Raw genomic sequence first — 17,055 nt, 5'->3', positions numbered from 1 at the left:
AACTGCCACCGCGTCCGACCAGAACAGGACAGGCGGGGACAGAAGACGACTCATCTCGCTCATCAATGCGTCGCCCAAGATGGGCATAACGCGCAAACAACCCGCTTGCACCACCCCCCTCCCCCTGTATGTTTCATAGTGCAACAAACCGAACGCTGTATCAGCGAGAGGGAGAAGCACCATGAAGGACTCCACGCGCCAGCAAAGCTGGAAGATCCGGACGGAATTACCCGTCGAATACGAGATCGTCAAAGCCCACGGCCTGCTGAATCCGGCGAACCCCGAACTCCTCACCGTTCCGGGTGGGGGTCGCGGCGCAGGAACACGGCTCGTCATCCTCGACCATTCCGTGGACGACTTGTACGGCGCGAAAATCCGCGCCTACTTCGCAGAGAATGCAGTGAGCGTCGACTATTTGACGCTTCCCGGCTCGGAGGAGAACAAATCCATCGAGCGCGTCCTGGAGGTGGTCGACAAGCTCAACGAGGTCGGCACCAACCGCCTCAGCTCCCCGCCGATCGTCATCGGCGGCGGCGTCGTCGCCGACGTGGTGGGGCTCGCCGCGAGCCTCTACCGGCGCGGCATCCCCTTCGTCCGGGTACCGACCACCCTCCTCGGCCAAGTGGACGTCAGCGTGGCCGCAAAGTCGGGAATCAACTACGGCGGGTACCGCAACCGCCTCGGCGCCTACACACCCCCGCCGAGGACGCTGATCGACCGCTCCTTCCTCGCGACCGTCCCCGACCGGCAGCTGCGCAACGGCATGGGCGAGATCTTCAAGATGGCCCTGATCAAGGACCTCCGCCTGTTCGAGCTCCTGGAGGAGTACGGCGCGGAGCTCATCGAGAAGCGCTTCCAGGACCCGGAGCCCGGCAGCGGGGGTCTGGAGGCAACCGTTGCCGACGAGGTCATCGGCCGGGCCATCGCGGGAATGGCCGAGGAGCTCCAGCCCAATCTGTGGGAGAAGGACCTGAAGCGGTCCGTCGACTACGGGCACTCGTTCTCGCCCCTGGTGGAGATGCGGGCCCTCCCCGAGCTGCTGCACGGTGAAGCCGTGGCCATGGACTGCGTCTTCTCCGCGCTCATCGCCGTCGGCCGGGGCCTGATCGACGGCGACCGGTTCGACCGCCTCGTCGCCGTGGCGCGACGCCTGGGGCTCGCACCTTCGCACCCGCTCTTCTGCGACGTGGAACTCGTCCTGGAGGGCCTTGCGGACACCGTGCTGCACCGCGACGGCAAGCAGAACCTGCCGATCCTCACCGCGATCGGCGAGGTGTGCTTCCTCAACGACGTGACCGACAGCGAGATCGAGCGGGCGTGCGCGGGCATGGGCCGCCTGCTGGGGTCGGACGCCGGCCGGCCGCAGCAATGCGTCGGAGCCGACCGATGAGTGACGGAGCCGACGCCCACCAGCCGCCGCAGAACGCGGTCGTGGTCGTCACCGGCGGCAGCACGGGAATCGGCCGGGCCTCCGCCGCCGCGTTCGCCGAAGCCGGAATGCGCGTCGTCATCGCGGCCCGGAGCGAGGAGCGCGGCGCCGAGGCCGAGCGCGAAATCCGGGCGCACGGGGGTGAAGCGCGCTTCGTACGCTGCGACGTCACCAGCCCCGCCCAGGTCCAGGACCTGTTCGCACGGGCCGTCGAACTGTACGGAAGGGTCGACTGCGCCTTCAACAACGCCGGGATTCCCGGCGACGGGCGCCTCGCGGACCTGGCTCCCGAGGACTTCGACCGCACCTTCGCCGTCAACACCCGCGGGCTGTGGCTGTGCATGCGGGAGGAGCTGCGGATCATGTCCGCCCAGGGCGGCGGCAGCATCGTCAACAACACGTCGGTGCACGGCATCCGCACCGTCTTCCCCGGCATCGGCGCGTACGCCGCCTCCAAACACGCAGCGGTGTCCCTGACCCGCATGGCGGCCGTCGAACACGCCCGTGAGGGCATCCGTGTCAACGCCGTCGCCCCCGGCCCCGTCGAGTCCGACATGCTGACCGCCTCCGAGGCGGCCGTCGGCGGGGCGACGGCCTGGCGGGGCCTGATCCCGTCCGGGGAGATCGGCACCCCGCGGCAGGTCTCCGATGTGGCGCTGTGGCTGTTCTCCCCCGCCTCCTCGTACGTCAACGGGCAGGTCATCGGCGTCGACGGCGGATTCCTCGCGACCTGACACCGACGCACCACCCCCCTCCCCCTGCTCGGAAGAGCGAAGGACACACCCATGGAAAGCTCCACCCCCTACGACTACATCGTGGTCGGCGCGGGCGCGGCCGGCAGCATCGTCGCCGCCCGGCTCAGCGAGGACCCCCGCCGGCGGGTCCTGCTCCTGGAAGCCGGACCGGCCGGCACCGACGCGCGGATCGCCCGGCCCTCCGCCTGGCCGTCACTGCTCGGCGGCGAGCTGGACTGGGGCTACCGCACCGTGCCGCAGGCCGCCCTCGACGGCAGGCGCCTCGCCTGGCCCCGCGGCCGGGTCGTCGGCGGATCCGCCGCGATCAACGCCATGGTGCACATCCGCGGCGCCGCCTCCGACTTCGACGCGTGGCAGCGCTGGGGTGGCGACACCTGGAACGCCCGCCACCTGCTGCCGTATCTGGAACGCCTGGAAGGCCCCGCCCACGAGGCGCGGTACGGCAGCCTCCCCGTGGCGGAGAACACCGAGCCCCATCCGTTCGCCGCGGCGTTCGTCGAAGCCGCGCAGAAGTACGGGCTGCCCGGCAACCCGGACTTCAACGCCGGCCGGCAGGAAGGCGTGGGCCTCTACCGCACCACCCGCACCGCCGCCGCCCCCGGCGCACCGGCCCGCCGCGGCCACACCGCCCACACCCACCTCGGCCCCGCCCTGGAACGCCCCAACCTCACCCTCGTGACGGACGCGACCGTGCACGGCCTGCTGCCGGAGGCCGGCCGCGTGGCGGGCGTACTGATCCGGCGCGGCGCCGCGGTGACGCCGATCCGCTGCACCACCGAGGTCGTGGTGTGCGCGGGAGCCGTCGCCGCCCCCCAGCTGCTGCTGCTCAGCGGCATCGGCCCGGCGGCCGACCTGGCGGCGCTGGGCATTCCCGTGGCCGTCGACCTGCCGGGCGTCGGCTCCAACCTCCACGACCACGTGCAGGTCTCGCTCGCCTACGACACGGCCGAGGGCCACTCCGTCGCCGACTCCTCCAACCTCGGCGAGGCCGGGGGCTTCGTGTGCCTCGGCAGCACCTCGGACACACCGGAGGTGCAGCTGTCCTTCGCTCCGATGAAGGACCTCAACAACGCGGCCCGCCTCGGCCACGGCTTCACCATCGGCCCGGGCGTCACCCGCCCCGCCAGCCGCGGCCGGCTGACCCTGACCTCCGCCGACCCCGGCGAGCACCCCCTGATCGACCCCGCCTACCTCACCGACCCCGCCGACCTCGACGTCCTGGTGGAGGGGGTGCGCATCGCCCGTGACATCGCCGCCACCGACCCGCTCGCGGGCCTGACCACCGGCCGCGCACCGCTCGCCGCGACGGCCACCCGCCGCGAACTGGAGGCGTTCGTACGGGCCAACGCCCAGACCCAGTTCCACCCGGTCGGCACCTGCCGGATCGGCGTCGACGCAGACGCCGGCTCGGTCGTCGACCCGAGGCTGCGGGTGCGGGGCACGAGCGGGCTGCGGGTGGCCGACGCCTCCGTCATCCCGAACATGATCACCGGCAACATCCACGCAGCCGTGGCCGCCGTCGCCGAACGCGCAGCCCGGTTCATCCAGGAGGACAACGCATGAGGCAGGACACCGCACGACGGCCGGAGCACGCGCTTCGGCAGAAGCAGGATCACGTACTTCGGCAGAAGCACGCACTTCGGCAGGAGCACGCATGACGGCCCGCGACGAGCGGAACGCCACCCTGCGCTGGGGTGTCCTGGGCGCCACCTCCTACATCGCCGGCCACCTGATGCCCGCCATCGCCGCGACACCCGGCTGCACGCTGGCCGCCGTCGCCAGCCGGCCCGAACGGGCGGCCGCCGCGGCCGGGCTCGGCCGTGCTCTCGGCGCCACGGCCCACCGCGACTACGCGACGCTCCTCGCGGACCCCGCCGTCGACGCCGTCTACGTACCGCTGCCCAACACCGAACACGTCGAGTGGACGTTGCGGGCCCTGGCGGCCGGCAAGCACGTCCTGGTCGAGAAGCCCATGGCGATGGACGAGGACGGCTGCGCGCGCATCGAGAAGGCGGCCGGGGCGGCATCGCGCACCGTCATGGAGGCCTTCATGTACCGCTTCCACCCGCAGCAGCGGCGCGCCGCCGAGATCCTCGCCTCCGGCGAGATCGGCGAGCTGCGTCTCGTACGGGCGTCGTTCGCGTTCCGCATCGAGGCCGGCAGCGGCAACATCCGGCTGGACCCTGCGCTGGGCGGCGGAGCCACCTGGGACGTCGGCTGCTACGCCGTCGACGTCCCGCTGCTGTTCTTCGGGCAGGCCCCCCGGCAGGTGAGCGCCCGATTCAGCAGCCGCCCGGGCCTCGGCGTGGACTCCAGCGCGGTCGCGACGATGGACTTCGGGCAGGGGCGCTCCGCGGTCGTCGACTACAGCATCGACTACGGGCCGCGCGCCGCCTACGAGCTCCAGGGGACCCGCGGCACCCTCACGGTGCGCAATGCGTGGGCCATGGGCGGTGAGGACGGGGTCATCACCGTCCTCACCACGGACGGCGTGCGCGAGGAGACCATCCCGGCAACGGACCACTACCAGCGCCAGGTCGAAGCCTTCGCGCGGGCCGTGCGCGGGGGCGGGCCCGCCCCGATGTCGCTCGCGGAGTCCCGGCGCACGGCCCGGGTGGGCAGCGCGCTCGTGGCCTCGGCCGCCGCCGGCGGCGCCGCCGTGGACATCACGGGTGTCTCGGACACGGTGCCGGAGGGCCTGTGAGCCCGACGAGATCACCGGCGGCCACCCGCACCCTGACGGTCTGCGTCGCCTCGGTCGGCGGGCTGCTCTTCGGCTACGGCACGGGCGTCATCGCCGGCGCCCTGCCGCTCGTCACCGCCGACTACGGCCTCTCGTCCTGGGCCCAGGGCGCCGCCGTGTCCGCCGCCCTGCTGGGAGCCGCCGTGACGGCTCCCAGCAGCGGCCGGCTCGCCGACCGCTTCGGACGGCTTCCCGTGATCGGTTCGGCGGCCGGGGTGTACGCGCTGGGCACCCTCGCCTCCGCGGCCGCCACCGGCAGCGGGCCGCTGCTCGCCGGGCGCTTCCTGGTCGGCCTGTCCCTGGGAGCCACGTCCTTCGCGGTACCGCTGTACATCTCGGAGATCTCGCCGCCGGCCCGCCGAGGCGCCCTGGTCACGCTCAACCAGCTCATGATCACGGTCGGGCTGCTGCTGTCCTACATCGTCGCCTACGCCCTCGAACCGGCCGGAGCCTGGCGCTGGATGCTGGCCCTGGGCATCGCCCCCGCCCTCCTCCTGCTGGGCGGAGTGTTCCTCGTACCCGAGTCGCCGGACTGGCTGCACAGCCGGGGCCACGGCGCCCGGGCGGCACTGGCGGCTGCCCGGCTCGGCATCGCGACGCGGAGCGGCCCCGCAGTGCGGGCCCCGGTGCGCGTGCGCGGCACCGGCCTGCGTCAGGCCTGCGCCAGGGCAGGGCGCCGGTGGGTGGCGCTGGGCCTGGCGATCGCCGTGCTGGTCCACCTGACCGGCCTGAACACCGCCATCTACTACGCGCCGACCATCCTGGCCGCCGGCGGTCTGACATCGGCCGGCGGGATCGTCGGTTCGATCCTGGTGGGGCTGTGCAACGTCGCGGCCACGGTGGTCACCGTGCTGTTCCTGGACCGCTGGGGCCGACGGCCACTGATGATCGGCGGACTCGTCGTCATGGCGATCACCGCCCTGGGCATCACTGCCGCCGGGCTCCTCGGCCACGACGGCGCGGTCACCGCCGCCCTGCTGTGCGTGTTCATCACGGCCGGAGCGATCGGCCCTGCCGCGGTGTTCTGGGTGTACATATCGGAGATCTATCCCTCCGAGGCACGAGGAGCGCTCATGAGCCTGGCCACCGCGGCCCACTGGGCGGCGGACTTCGTGGTCGCCACCACGTTCCTCCCCCTGGTCCAGCAGCTGTCGCTGGCCGGGACGTTCGCCCTGTACGCGGCCGTCACGGGCGCTTCGGCGCTGGCTTTGGCGCGGTGGATGCCCGAGACCAGGGGCAGGCCGCTGATGGCGGCCGGCCAGCCGGAAGCCGCTGTGCGCCACGCCGGCTGAACGCCCTCTGAACACCCTCCGCGCCCCTTCGACCCGCCTGTCCCGGACCACCCTGCCGGACCGGCCCGATCACAGAACCCGCACCGGCCCGCCACCGACCCGCACCCGCACCCGCACCCGCACCCGCACCCGCACCCGCAAGGACCTTCGCATGCACCCCGACCTCACCCCCCACCACGCCGACTGCCTGCTCTTCGACTGGGACGGCACCCTGGTCGACAGCCAGTACGCCAACTACCGTGCCATGGCGGCCGTCCTGGCCACGGAAGGCGTACGCCTGGAACAGGAGTGGTTCGACGCCCGTACCGGCCTCTCGTCGGGGGAGATGATCCGCACGCTGATCCGCGAACGCGCCCTCGAACTGTCCCGCCCCGTGGGGCATCTCGTCGCCGACCGCGACGAGATGTTCCTGAAGGAGGCCCACGCCGTGCGGCCGCACCGGGAGGTGCTCCAGGTCGTCGAGGCCATGCACGGCCGGGTCCCCATGGCGGTGGCGTCCGGCGGAGCGCGCCGCGTCATCGAGGAGACCTTGCGCCACCAGCCGTTCAGCGGGCACTTCGACACGCTGGTGACCCGCGACGACGTCGACCGGGGCAAGCCCGCACCCGACATCTTCCTGCGTGCGGCCGAGCTCCTCGCGGTACGTCCTGCGCGCTGCACGGTCTACGAGGACAGTGACGAGGGCATCGAGGCTGCCCGCTCGGCAGGCATGACGGTCATCGACGTCCGCCCCCACACCCGCACCCGTCCCCGGTCCGGTGCCTGACCGCACTGTGTGTCCCCCGGTGCCCCGGGCGAAGGTGAGGGCGAGGGTCGACCCGACCTGTTCCCGCCCTCTCCCCAGACTGTCTCTCGATGCCATCTGTGTCGTCCCCCTGGAGAGCTACACACCGATGTGGCTCTCCAGCGCGATGCCTGCCAAGGCGTTGCTCCGTAGATTCGTCAGGGATGAACAGTGAAGTACTGGCGATGTCAGATAATGAACACGTGTCCGATACGCTCGCTGCGATGGCAGACCGCCCCGGCCTTCGCATCCTGCGGGCTGATCTGATCCCCCTACGGGGCTGCCCCATGCCGCCGTTGGCCTGGCCGCGCTGGCTACGCTGGCTGCCCCACAGCCTCGTGTGCTTCGCAGCCGTTCTGATCACCGCTGCGGCGGCGGGCACGACCGCCCCGATCCTGGCCACCGGGCACGCGGCCATGTTGGTGGTGGCGCTGCGCTGGCCGGCGGCCGTCTGGTGGCTGTCGATGGCCTTCGTCACCGGCATCACCTTGGCGTATCCGCCCACCCACGACACCCGGATCTACGTGTGGATGGTGCACGCCGGGGTCCTCTTCCTCTTCGCGCTGCGGGTGCGCTTGTTCTCGGCGATCACCGCGGCCGTACTCAGCACCGTGCTGGCCGTTGCGCTGAAGCTGTCCGGCTGTACCGTCGGCTCCTGGACGATGATCACCGGAGCCATCTCGCTGTTCGCTCTGGCCCTGCTCATCGGAGCCGTGGTGCGCGGCCGCCGCGAGGACCATGCACGCCTCACCGAGCAGATGGCCGCCACGGCCCGGGAACGGGCGCTGCGCACCGTCCTGGAAGAGCGCACCCGAATCGCCCGCGAGCTGCACGACGTGGTGGCCCATCACCTGTCGCTCATCTCCATCCAAGCCGATGCCGCGCCCTACCGGGTTCAGGCTCCACCAGCGGCGCTGGTCACCGAGCTGGCCTCAATCCGCGCCAACGCGCTGGAGGGGCTGGCCGAACTGCGCCAGATGCTCGGCCTCCTGCGGTCGAACGGTCCGGGCGACAGCACAACCGGCACGAGCCCGCAGCCCTCCCTGGCGCAGCTCGACGGGCTGCTCGGCAACGTGCGAGCTGCCGGCCTCCGCGCCACCACCCGGATCGAAGGCACCGCTCGTCATCTGCCCCCGGGCGTGGAGCTGTCTGCCTACCGCATCATCCAGGAAGCCCTCAGCAACGTTCTGCGCCATGCCCCCGGTGCCGCGACGAGCATCGAACTCACCTACGCACACGATGCGTTGTGCCTGAGGGTCGTCAACGGGCCCGCCACACTCCCCGCTGCCCCGTCACCCGGTGCCGGGCACGGTGTCATCGGCATGCGGGAGCGCGTCGCCATGCTCGGCGGCGAACTCGCCGTTGGCCCCACCCCCGACGGCGGCTACGAGGTGAGCGCGGCCCTGCCGGCCTGCCCCGCACCCGCGCCTACGCCCGAGCCCGCCGCCGACAAGGAGACCTACGCATGACCATCCGCGTGCTCATCGCCGACGACCAGGCCATGGTCCGGGATGCCTTCTCCGTCCTGCTCGGCGCCCAGCCCGACATCGAGGTCGTGGCCACGGCCGGGGACGGCACGCAGGCCGTCGCCCGGGCCGAGGAGCTGGCGCCCGACGTGATCGTGATGGACATCCGGATGCCCGGCCTGGACGGCATCGAGGCCACCCGCCGGATCACGTCCACCCCCGGGACCTCGACGAAGATCCTCATCCTGACCACCTTCAACCTCGACGAGTACGTATACGAGGCGCTGCGCGCCGGGGCCTCCGGCTTCCTCCTCAAGGACGCCTCCGGCATCCAGCTCGCGGAAGCCGTAAGGGTGGTGGCCCGGGGCGAGGCCCTGCTCGCCCCCGACATCACGATGCGGCTCATCGCAGAGTTCTCCCGCGTGAGTCCCAGCGCCAAGCAGCCGACCGGCGTGCGCATCGATGCCCTCACCGACCGCGAGACCGAAGTCCTCGCACAGGTGGCCCAGGGCCTGTCCAATGCGGAGATCGCCCAGGTGTTGGTCGTCGCGGAGGAGACGGTCAAGACCCACGTGGGCCGCATCCTGCGCAAACTGCAGCTGCGCGACCGCACCCAGGCCGCCGTCTTCGCCTACGAAACCGGCCTGGTCGCACCCGGCAACGCCGCCCACCGGACCCCCTCGCTCCGAACCGCCACCTGTCCGTAGCCGTTCCCTCCGGATCACTGCGCCCCGCCTCTGATGCCGCATCATGCACCGTTCACCTCGCCGATGGGGCCGAGGAGGAGTAAATCGGTGGGGTGATACAGCGCAATCTGCCACGCTCATCGGATGGGTGCATTGGATGCAGTGGCGGGCAGGGTTGCCGGCGGAGCCACCGTGACGTTCCGGCCCAGTGGCTCCTCGATGGTCCCGCTGATACGCAGTCGACAACAGGTGGTCGTTGCTCCGGTCGACCCGTCGACGTTGGAGGTCGGGGACATCGTCCTCGCCCGGGTCGCCGGGACGGTCTACCTACACCTGGTTTCGTCCGTGGACCCCGCCAGGAAGCGGGTGCAGATCAGCAACAACCGTGGCAACGTCAACGGCTGGACCGGCCACGGCCGCGTTTTTGGCATCTGTGTGGAAGTCGACGGCGTCCCCCGGTCAGGAGCCGTGCGCAAGACGCTCGCAGCCGACTCCGACGACTCTTCAGCCTGAAGCCGTCTTCGGTACGGACGAGTTCCGACCGCTCCCCGGGGACCGGCGTAGCCCTGGAGGGCTACGCCGCAGGTTGGCCCCTGCGGGGGACGCAGATCACCGGCCCTGAAAGCGAACCTGGTGGAGCCCTGCTCGGAGGCACCGTCCTCCCGCGCCCCACATCTCCAAGGAACGCCGCCATGTCCATCGCCCCATGCCCGGTACCTGACTCCCAGGCCTCGCCTCCCGGCAAGATCAAGAGGTGCCTACGTGTCGTTCTCGCTGCGATCGCCTCGGTCCTGGCCTTCCTCACGGCTGCGATCACGCTGGGTGCCTACTTTCCGGCCATCCCCAAGGCCGGCGTCATCGGCCCGGTCATCGGCGGACAGTACCCCTTCCACGTGGCGCTCCTCGCCCTGGTTGGCGCCGTTCCGGGAGCCGTGGCCTGGCGTGGCGGCTTGGTCCGCTGGGGGCGCGCCCTCACCTCAGTGACCGCACTGTCGGCCATCGCCGCTCTGGGCATCGGGGGTGTTCAGTTCACCGCCGCGCGCGACGCCGGTACGAAGGTCTCCTTCAGCCAGGTCTTCAGCCGGCTCGCCTCCCCCGGCGGTGCCGCACCGGACACGACCCGGATCTATGCCACCCGTGACGGCGAGGCGCTCGAAGCGGACGTGTACCTGGCCACGAAGAGCCGGGGCAACAAGGTGCCGGCCATCGTGCTCGCCCATGCCGGAGGCTTCCACACCTTCGACAAGAGCGACCTGCGGGGTACCGGCCGTTGGCTGGCGGACCGCGGTGTGGCCGTCATCGCGGTCGACTACCGACTGGCCACCCCCGACCGCCCCACGTGGGACAAAGCCCCACAGGACCTCATGACCGCCCTGGGTTGGACGCGGGACCACGCCGACGAGTACGGCATAGACTCCTCCCGCATCTCGCTGGGCGGCATGTCGGCCGGCGGCACGCTCGCCATGAACACGGCCTACCGCCTCCAGAACGGCACCATGCGGGCCACCGACGGCACCATTCCCAAGCCCCCGTTCTCCGTCGTCGGCTTCTACCCGGGCACCGACGTCGACGACATGTGGAAGGAAGACGTCGCCGGCACCCGTGAGGCCGCAGAACTCTTCACCGGCGGCACGCCTGCCCGCTACCCCGAGCGCTACCGCGAGGTCTCCCCGACCACCGACATCCGAAAGGGCCTGCAGCGCACCCTGCTCGTCGTGGGAGACCGCGACCGCAGTGCCCGCCCCGAAACCATCAAGGACTTCGGCGCCTCGCTCCAGGCCAAGGGCGTGGACACGACGGTGAAGGAACTCCCCTTCTCCGAGCACGCCTTCGATGACGCCTACGGCAGCCTCACCTCCCAGACCAGCCGCCGGATCCTCCTCGACTTCCTCAACAAGAACACGTGACACGGCCCCCACGGTCGCGGCCTTGCGGGCCTCGCCCTCAGCGCCTGCACCGGACCACTGACCGCGACCGGCTCCACCCCGACCAACTCGCCGCGCTCGCCCAGCCGGGAGTGAGCTGGGCATAACCGCGACGCAGAGGCCGTGCCCCAGCATGCGGATCCGTGCCCGGTCAGCCGGTTGGCCGCCGGGCCGACTCGCGGCTGACCACGTCCTCACACCGACCGTGCAGGAGGTCGTCAGTCCTCCAGGAGGGCCAGCTCCTCGTCGGTGAACCGCTCGGCGCAGGCGTCCTCGGTGCCAGTGATCGTGACCATGCTGAACAGGCCCATCTCGGTGTGACGGACGATCAGCGTCCACCCCTGCTTCTTGTAGTTGGTACTGATCATCGACTCTTTCTCGCCGACCGGCACCTTCTCGATGGCACGGGTCTCCTGCCAGCCGAGCCGCGCGAGTTCCGGGAGAACAGCGTGGAACTGCCGCTGCGTCTCCGCGGTATCGGCCTGCCCCCGGGCGCTCATACCGTCGCTCGACCAAGCGACCGAGCAGGCCGCCACCCGCGCGACGACCTCCTCCCGCTTCCGCTCCGTGTCGGTGGCCGGCGGGTCGTCCGAAGAGGTGGGCGTCGGCAGTCCGTCCCCCGTCCCCGCCGGTGCGCCGCCGGCGACCGTGACGGCAGCGTCCAGGTCGGCCTGCGCGGCCGCCTTGTCGAAGGCCCCCGAGGAGAAAGGCGATGCCGCGGCCGACGCCGGGGCTGAGGGCGCAGGCGGGTCAAGCGGCTCTGCGCCGCTCCGGCATCCGGCGGCGAACACCGCGCAGAGTACGGCGGCCGTCGCCACCGCGACGGATCTGGTCGTGCTGGTGTGCATGTGTGGAGTCCCCCATGCCGCAGTGGGCCCGGAGACCGTTCCCCCGGTAAATACCGCAGGAGTCTCGCACGCGCCTGCGGGGGCCCGGACAGCGGCCTGCCGACCGGCCCGACGCCGTCCGCCAGGTCGGTCTGCTCAGCCTCCACACCCTCACACCGGGCATTGACCAACGGCTGGCCCAGACACGCCGCCCCGCCCACCACCCACCACAACCGAACCTCACAGGACGGGCCCGTCCGGCTTCGCCTCCAGGACCAGGGCCCGCCGCCCTGCGGGCAAGCCGTTCAGTCCTCCGCCGCGGTGAAGGCCTCTTGTTCACCAACCCAGACGTGGGCGCCTCGCTCATCGAACCAACCAGTGACCTCGGGTCGGACGGTAGGCAGTGCCCAGGGCTCCAGTGTGCCGGCACACAGCTCCGCCAGGAACTGCGCCATCCCGCCCTCGTAATGCCACCAGGGACCATTACGCGAGCAGACAGTGACCAGCCAGTGCTCAGGCCCCTCCGCCACGGAAGTCCACAAGAACCGGTCCCCCTCCATCGACTCCCCCCAGGACGACAGTCCGCCCGGCACCAGACCGGCGGGAAGCAGATCCCCATACGCTCCGGAAGCCCACCACTCCCTTTCCTCACGGATCTGACGGGCCAGGTCCGTCTCCTGCCCTGAATGGATGAGGCCGGCAGACATGAAGTCGTCCAGCACGAACGCGGGGTACCACTCGCAGAGACGCTTGAAATCGGCAGGCAAAGCAGTTCCGAGGGCATCCTCAGCTGCCGTCCAGTCGTACACGGCCGGCTCCCGCCGACGCAGAACCACCAAACCCGGCACCACGCGCTCCAACGCGGCGACCGCCTCATCCGCATCCAGGATCCTGCGCGCCGGCCTCTGAACTCCCAAGAACTCTTCCACAGCACGCACCCTGCCAGACAGGTCCGACAACCCGGGCGACGGACCTGCAGAACTGGCCCAAAGGGCCGTCCGCCGACCGCGGATCCTCAGCTTCGTGCACAGGCGTTGACCCGGGCGGTCACCGAGCGCTCCGTGTTCCACGGAGGTCCGACGTCGTCACAGGTTTCGATCGCCGAGGCAACCGGGCGATCAGGGCGCCTGGTAGGGAGTATCACGAAAGCGGTGTTCACCACTCGGTTGGCGTAGAGGTTTCTCGTTGATCTGGTTGGCTCACACTCGTTCGGTCGAGAGGCGGCCGTCGAAGGCGATGTCGAACGCGTTCATCGTTTCCTTCCAGCGGCTGGTCCAGCGCTTGCGGCCCTTGCCGGTCGGGTCGAGGGCGAGGGTGGTGAGGTAGAGCCGCTTGAGGGCGGCGGTCTCGTTCGGGAAATGCCCGCAGGCGTTGACCGAGCGCCGGTAGCTCCACGAGGCGAGCGCGAGTTCCAGCACGCGGCGTTGTCCGTCGGCCGCAGCGCGCGCCGGCAGCCGTCCACGGGGGAAGTCGACGGTCGCCGACCATTTCTGGTGTGTGTCATGGGGCCGGGAATCGGGGATGGGTCTTCGAGGCCGAGCATGCGGACGGACCCGATCTGGAACCCCTCATCGGCTTCAGCCCGACATCTGCCGTGGACGTCGTCGCCGGGTGCAACAGGCCGGTCGACCACCTCGCCACGGCCCTGCTGACGGCTGCCGTCATGGACGTGGTCGGCGGCGTTGCCCATGCTGAGCTGCTGGATGGCAGGTTGAAGCCGTGGCCGGCCTTCCGGGCGTGCTCGCAATGACGGACGGTCCGCTGCCGACCGTTGTCGGTACGGCGGAGTTCCTGCGCGCGTGGGCTGCTCAGCCTGGCTTCAGACTGGTCAAATAGTCGACTGCGAGGCGGCGTTCAGTCCTGCTGGCAGGCCGCGCTTTCGCAGGAGATCGAATTACGCCGGCCCCCGGACGCTGCCGTCAGCGAGCAGAGCTCCACCCGCCCCCGATGCGACACACCGGAATCGGCCGGCTCCCAGGTCTGCTCCATGCCTGATCCCTCTGCTCGACATGCCGAGGACCCGGGTCGGCAGCCGCGCCCCTCGCGCACCCAGCCCCGCATGGCAGACGGGCGAGCGCCGGTGCAACGCGGAAGTGGTAGCTGGTCCCGGCTGGCCCAGCCGTCGCACCCCCGGCGGGCCGGCGGTCAGATGGGCGTCCTAGAGTCCTGCGCATGTCCCGTCACACGCCCAGCCGTCCGGTCGATGTGGAGAGCCTCTTTCCTGAGGTGCTGCCCTTCCGCCGTCAGGCCGTCCGCCTGCACCCGCGTCCCGGTTCTCCGACCTGCAGGGAGAATTCCGTCGGAGGTCCTCTGCTGTGGCCTGCCGAGGAGCCGTGGCCGGTGTGCCGGGAAGAGCACTACGACATGGACACCACGAGTCGGCTGGAACCCGCCACGCCCATGGTCCCCATCGTCCAGGTGCACCGGGCCGATGCCCCCGGCGTGCCCTTCCCTGACGGGACGGACCTGTTGCAGGTCTTGTGGTGTCCCTACGCCCACGGCGAGTTCTGCTACCCCCTGCCCCAGGTCCACTGGCGGGACTCCGGCGCCATCGGCGAGGTACAGCCGACCCCTGCGCCGGCGCCCGGACTGCCCGTGGACTGGTACCCGGCTCCCTGTGTGGTGCACCCGGAGCAGGTGACCGAGTATCCGAGCTGGGACCTTCCCGATGACGTCTATGACGCGCTCAGGGGCCGCTTCGACGCACTGCTCGCCGAAACCGGCCTGCGGTACTCCCACCACCTTGCGGAGGCCCCTGGGATCAAGCTGGGCGGCTATCCGGGCTGGACGCAGGAACCGTACTGGCCCGACTGCGAAGGGTGCGGCAGCCGGATGGAGCACCTCCTGACGGTGGCCAGCTGGGAGTTCGACGGCGAGTCCTGGCGCACCTGGCTTCCCGATGAGGACCGAGCCGACGCCAACGACCCGGCCGGCCGGCGCTGGGAGTCCGACGCCCACGACCCCGCCGGATTGTGCCTCGGCGACGCCGGAGGCGTGTACATCTTCGAGTGCCGCGCCTGTCCTGATCGCCCCATTGGGCACTGGTTCGACTGCTCGTGACCTCCGGGTGCCGGTGCGCGGCCGCTGCGTAAGCGCTGCGGGACGAATGCTCCTGCAGCCGTCGCACGCGACCACCGCAACCAGCCTGCAGGCTCAGTCGGCAGCCGGCAGCCGGCAGCCGCAACCGGGCCCGCGCCCGTGCCCCGGACGGCGATCGTGGCGTCGGCTCCTGGGCGAGACTTCTCTCCATGAGAGTCAGATGCTTGGAGATCATCCATCCCGACGGCGACTTCCCCGTCGCAGAGTATGAAGGAATCCGGGTGGGCGGTGTCTATCCGGTTCTGGAGATGGTCACCTACGACATCGACTGCTACATCCGTGTACTCGGCCCGGGCTCACCCGACCCCGGACTGCTCTGGGACCCCGCCGGCTTCGAGACAGTGGACACCCGGATACCGCCCGGCTGGACCCTGGCCATTGCCGACGGCCGTACCCGCCTCGCGGACGCCCGCTGGCAGCGCCCCGGATTCTGGACCGCCTACGACCGCGGCGACCCGCAGGCGCTGGCCGACTACGACCACGTGAAGAGCGAACTGCTCGCGGCTGCCCCGCCGCACGAGAACTGACCCGTGCATCCGGGCGTCATGGCACGAGGCGATTCCCGGAGACCGGTTCTACAACACGGCCTTGCCCTTGCCCTTGGCCGGTCGTGCGGCCGAGCAGAGCGCCTTGTCCACGATCTCCTCGATGTGCTTCTGCGTCGTCTTCCCCGGCTGCGTGGTGACGGCGATGTTGACGGCGTGGCCGTCCTCGGTGATGCCGCCCCGGGTCTCGTACCCCGTCATGCTGCCGCCGTGCCCCCAGTAGACACCGTCGCTGCAGGAGAGCGGTGTGCTGACCAGGCCGAGGCCGTAGCGGGCGCCGTCGGCGAAGGGGTGGCCGGCGCGGACCGTGGTGCGCATCTGGTCGAGCTGTGGCTTCGGAACGAGGTGACCGCGCAGGAGCTCGGAGTGGAAGCGGTTGAGGTCGGAGTTGGTGGACACCAGCTGCCCCGCCGCCCAGGCCCAGGAGGGGTCCCACTCGGTGGCGTCGACGAAGGGCGCGCCCGCGGAATCCCGGTGGTAGCCCTTGGGGTGGCGCTCGCGGATGCGCAGCTCGCCGGGGACGGGGAAGTAGGTGTGGCGCAGCCCGGCACGCCGGATGACGCGCTGGTCGATCTCCACGGGGAGGGGGCGTCCGGTGACCTTCTGCACGAGGAGTCCGGCGACCAGGTAGTTGGTGTTGCTGTACTTCCAGTCCTTGCCGGGTTCGAAGTCGGCCTTGTGCCGGAGGGCGAGGTCGAGGAGTTCGCGGGGTTCGTAGTGACGGATGTCGTCGCTCAGGTGGTCGGTGTAGTTCGGGAGCCCGCTGGTGTGTTGGAGGAGCTGGCGGACGGTGATGCGGCCGCCGTCGATGCCGTCACCGTGTACGAGACCCGGCAGATACGCATCGACGTGGCCGTCGAGCTCCACCTTGCCTTCGGCGACGAGCTGCAGCACGACCACGGCCGTGAACGTCTTGGTGTTGCTGCCGATGCGGACCTGACCGTCGCGGGGCACCTCGTCGCCGGTGGAGACGTCGCCGACGCCCGCGGTGTACGTACGGGTGTGTCCCTTGCCGTCCGTGACACTGGCCAGGGCGGCGGGGATGCCGTCGGAGCGCACGAGTGCGTTCAGAGCCTGCTGCACGGTGTGGTCCCGGGCGGCGGAGGGCGCTGCCGCAGCGGGCGGCACCGCGGCCGCCGCAGCGAGCACGCCCACGGCAACGGCGACCGCGACCGCTCCCGGCACACCCCCGCGCCGCCCCCTCCCCCACCGTCCGGATGGGCGGAACTGCTGCTCTGCCGGATCGCGCATGCGCCACCAACTCCCATGAACTGGACAGGCCTTCCGGAACGTGCCGGAGGCCGCTGGATCACTTCGGCGGGGACGGTTCCCCGGACCGGTCCCAGCTTCTCCGCGAAAGCCGCCCTCGGCGATCCTGCTGACCGCCCGGTGCCGGGTAGGGCCAACCCCCGGATACCGAAAGAGCGGCCAGGGGTGCTGGTTCGTTCGGTCAGGCCGGCGTGTGACACGGGCCGACACTCACGCGGTAGAGCCCTCCACTGAC

General features: G+C 70.8%; 18 protein-coding genes. 14 read left to right on the top strand and 4 right to left on the bottom strand.

The genetic code is table 11. From position 1 onward, the window contains the following. The first annotated feature begins 181 nt into the window (after nt 1-181). The 10 genes from ACIQUT_RS21700 to ACIQUT_RS21655 all read left to right on the top strand — a co-directional run bounded on the left by ACIQUT_RS21700 (nt 182) and on the right by ACIQUT_RS21655 (nt 11,062). On the top strand, nt 182-1,390 hold the full coding sequence (locus ACIQUT_RS21700; protein ID WP_403564779.1) for a sedoheptulose 7-phosphate cyclase: 1,209 nt from the start codon (nt 182-184) through the stop codon (nt 1,388-1,390). After that, nucleotides 1,387-2,163 (top strand): SDR family NAD(P)-dependent oxidoreductase, encoded by a 777-nt coding sequence (locus ACIQUT_RS21695; RefSeq protein WP_403564777.1) that lies wholly within the window; start codon nt 1,387-1,389, stop codon nt 2,161-2,163. The genes ACIQUT_RS21700 and ACIQUT_RS21695 overlap by 4 nt, the downstream gene beginning before the upstream one ends. A gap of 51 nt (nt 2,164-2,214) precedes the next feature. Next, nucleotides 2,215-3,747: a GMC family oxidoreductase gene (locus tag ACIQUT_RS21690; RefSeq protein ID WP_403564775.1), complete on the top strand. Its 1,533-nt coding sequence runs from the start codon at nt 2,215-2,217 to the stop codon at nt 3,745-3,747. Nucleotides 3,748-3,838: 91 nt separating this feature from the next. Further along, complete coding sequence (locus ACIQUT_RS21685) at nt 3,839-4,888, top strand: Gfo/Idh/MocA family protein (protein ID WP_403564773.1); 1,050 nt, start codon at nt 3,839-3,841, stop codon at nt 4,886-4,888. Further along, nucleotides 4,885-6,219 carry a sugar porter family MFS transporter gene (locus ACIQUT_RS21680; protein WP_403564771.1) on the top strand — a complete coding sequence of 445 codons (1,335 nt, stop codon included), beginning with the start codon at nt 4,885-4,887 and terminating at the stop codon, nt 6,217-6,219. The genes ACIQUT_RS21685 and ACIQUT_RS21680 overlap by 4 nt, the downstream gene beginning before the upstream one ends. Before the next feature lie 151 nt (nt 6,220-6,370). Continuing rightward, a complete protein-coding gene (locus ACIQUT_RS21675) occupies nt 6,371-6,985 on the top strand; it encodes an HAD family hydrolase (protein ID WP_403564769.1) in 615 nt (204 codons plus the stop codon). A gap of 182 nt (nt 6,986-7,167) precedes the next feature. Continuing rightward, nucleotides 7,168-8,472, top strand: coding sequence for a sensor histidine kinase (locus tag ACIQUT_RS21670; RefSeq protein ID WP_403564767.1), 1,305 nt, complete (start codon nt 7,168-7,170; stop codon nt 8,470-8,472). After that, nucleotides 8,469-9,176, top strand: coding sequence for a response regulator (locus tag ACIQUT_RS21665; protein ID WP_403564765.1), 708 nt, complete (start codon nt 8,469-8,471; stop codon nt 9,174-9,176). Before ACIQUT_RS21670 ends, ACIQUT_RS21665 begins: the two co-directional genes overlap by 4 nt. Before the next feature lie 123 nt (nt 9,177-9,299). After that, entirely contained in the window at nt 9,300-9,668 is a 369-nt protein-coding gene (locus tag ACIQUT_RS21660) for a S26 family signal peptidase (RefSeq protein WP_403564763.1), read from the top strand. Between the two features lie 179 nt (nt 9,669-9,847). Beyond that, the gene (locus ACIQUT_RS21655; RefSeq protein ID WP_403564761.1) at nt 9,848-11,062 is read left to right on the top strand and encodes an alpha/beta hydrolase; all 1,215 of its coding nucleotides are present in this window, start codon (nt 9,848-9,850) and stop codon (nt 11,060-11,062) included. 236 nt (nt 11,063-11,298) lie between these two features. Here ACIQUT_RS21655 and ACIQUT_RS21650 read toward each other — a convergent pair whose 3' ends face one another. From ACIQUT_RS21650 to ACIQUT_RS21640, 3 genes are all read right to left on the bottom strand, one after another. Next, nucleotides 11,299-11,928 carry a hypothetical protein gene (locus tag ACIQUT_RS21650; RefSeq protein ID WP_403564759.1) on the bottom strand — a complete coding sequence of 210 codons (630 nt, stop codon included), beginning with the start codon at nt 11,926-11,928 and terminating at the stop codon, nt 11,299-11,301. A 284-nt stretch (nt 11,929-12,212) separates the two neighbouring features. Continuing rightward, entirely contained in the window at nt 12,213-12,836 is a 624-nt protein-coding gene (locus ACIQUT_RS21645) for a hypothetical protein (protein ID WP_403564757.1), read from the bottom strand. Between the two features lie 270 nt (nt 12,837-13,106). Further along, nucleotides 13,107-13,325 (bottom strand): hypothetical protein, encoded by a 219-nt coding sequence (locus tag ACIQUT_RS21640; protein ID WP_403564755.1) that lies wholly within the window; start codon nt 13,323-13,325, stop codon nt 13,107-13,109. 77 nt (nt 13,326-13,402) lie between these two features. Between ACIQUT_RS21640 and ACIQUT_RS21635 the strand changes: the two genes are divergently transcribed. The 4 genes from ACIQUT_RS21635 (at nt 13,403) to ACIQUT_RS21620 (ending at nt 15,533) form a co-directional block, all read left to right on the top strand. Further along, a complete protein-coding gene (locus tag ACIQUT_RS21635) occupies nt 13,403-13,657 on the top strand; it encodes a DUF6368 family protein (protein ID WP_403564753.1) in 255 nt (84 codons plus the stop codon). Continuing rightward, nucleotides 13,654-13,743, top strand: coding sequence for a DUF6368 family protein (locus tag ACIQUT_RS21630; protein WP_403565066.1), 90 nt, complete (start codon nt 13,654-13,656; stop codon nt 13,741-13,743). Before ACIQUT_RS21635 ends, ACIQUT_RS21630 begins: the two co-directional genes overlap by 4 nt. A 528-nt stretch (nt 13,744-14,271) precedes the next feature. Next, nucleotides 14,272-14,967 carry a DUF1963 domain-containing protein gene (locus ACIQUT_RS21625; RefSeq protein ID WP_403564751.1) on the top strand — a complete coding sequence of 232 codons (696 nt, stop codon included), beginning with the start codon at nt 14,272-14,274 and terminating at the stop codon, nt 14,965-14,967. A 188-nt stretch (nt 14,968-15,155) separates the two neighbouring features. Further along, nucleotides 15,156-15,533 carry a hypothetical protein gene (locus tag ACIQUT_RS21620; protein ID WP_403564749.1) on the top strand — a complete coding sequence of 126 codons (378 nt, stop codon included), beginning with the start codon at nt 15,156-15,158 and terminating at the stop codon, nt 15,531-15,533. 48 nt (nt 15,534-15,581) lie between these two features. Here ACIQUT_RS21620 and ACIQUT_RS21615 read toward each other — a convergent pair whose 3' ends face one another. Continuing rightward, nucleotides 15,582-16,802, bottom strand: a complete 1,221-nt coding sequence (locus ACIQUT_RS21615; protein ID WP_403564747.1) for a serine hydrolase domain-containing protein — start codon at nt 16,800-16,802, stop codon at nt 15,582-15,584. Between the last annotated feature and the right edge of the window lie 253 nt (nt 16,803-17,055).

The organism is Streptomyces sp. NPDC090445, from assembly GCF_044769385.1.
Lineage (GTDB): Bacteria > Actinomycetota > Actinomycetes > Streptomycetales > Streptomycetaceae > Streptomyces.
The sequence above is the reverse complement of the archived record's forward strand: the minus strand, read 5'-3'. Positions and strand labels throughout refer to the sequence as shown.

Coding starts and splice junctions, on each gene's coding strand:
- ACIQUT_RS21695 (WP_403564777.1), top strand. CDS start 1,387: ATGAGTGACGGAGCCGACGCCCACCAGCCGCCGCAGAACGCGGTCGTG.
- ACIQUT_RS21615 (WP_403564747.1), bottom strand. CDS start 16,802: ATGCGCGATCCGGCAGAGCAGCAGTTCCGCCCATCCGGACGGTGGGGG.
- ACIQUT_RS21620 (WP_403564749.1), top strand. CDS start 15,156: ATGAGAGTCAGATGCTTGGAGATCATCCATCCCGACGGCGACTTCCCC.
- ACIQUT_RS21690 (WP_403564775.1), top strand. CDS start 2,215: ATGGAAAGCTCCACCCCCTACGACTACATCGTGGTCGGCGCGGGCGCG.
- ACIQUT_RS21685 (WP_403564773.1), top strand. CDS start 3,839: ATGACGGCCCGCGACGAGCGGAACGCCACCCTGCGCTGGGGTGTCCTG.
- ACIQUT_RS21630 (WP_403565066.1), top strand. CDS start 13,654: ATGACGGACGGTCCGCTGCCGACCGTTGTCGGTACGGCGGAGTTCCTG.
- ACIQUT_RS21650 (WP_403564759.1), bottom strand. CDS start 11,928: ATGCACACCAGCACGACCAGATCCGTCGCGGTGGCGACGGCCGCCGTA.
- ACIQUT_RS21670 (WP_403564767.1), top strand. CDS start 7,168: ATGAACAGTGAAGTACTGGCGATGTCAGATAATGAACACGTGTCCGAT.
- ACIQUT_RS21700 (WP_403564779.1), top strand. CDS start 182: ATGAAGGACTCCACGCGCCAGCAAAGCTGGAAGATCCGGACGGAATTA.
- ACIQUT_RS21655 (WP_403564761.1), top strand. CDS start 9,848: ATGTCCATCGCCCCATGCCCGGTACCTGACTCCCAGGCCTCGCCTCCC.
- ACIQUT_RS21665 (WP_403564765.1), top strand. CDS start 8,469: ATGACCATCCGCGTGCTCATCGCCGACGACCAGGCCATGGTCCGGGAT.
- ACIQUT_RS21660 (WP_403564763.1), top strand. CDS start 9,300: ATGGGTGCATTGGATGCAGTGGCGGGCAGGGTTGCCGGCGGAGCCACC.
- ACIQUT_RS21675 (WP_403564769.1), top strand. CDS start 6,371: ATGCACCCCGACCTCACCCCCCACCACGCCGACTGCCTGCTCTTCGAC.
- ACIQUT_RS21625 (WP_403564751.1), top strand. CDS start 14,272: ATGGACACCACGAGTCGGCTGGAACCCGCCACGCCCATGGTCCCCATC.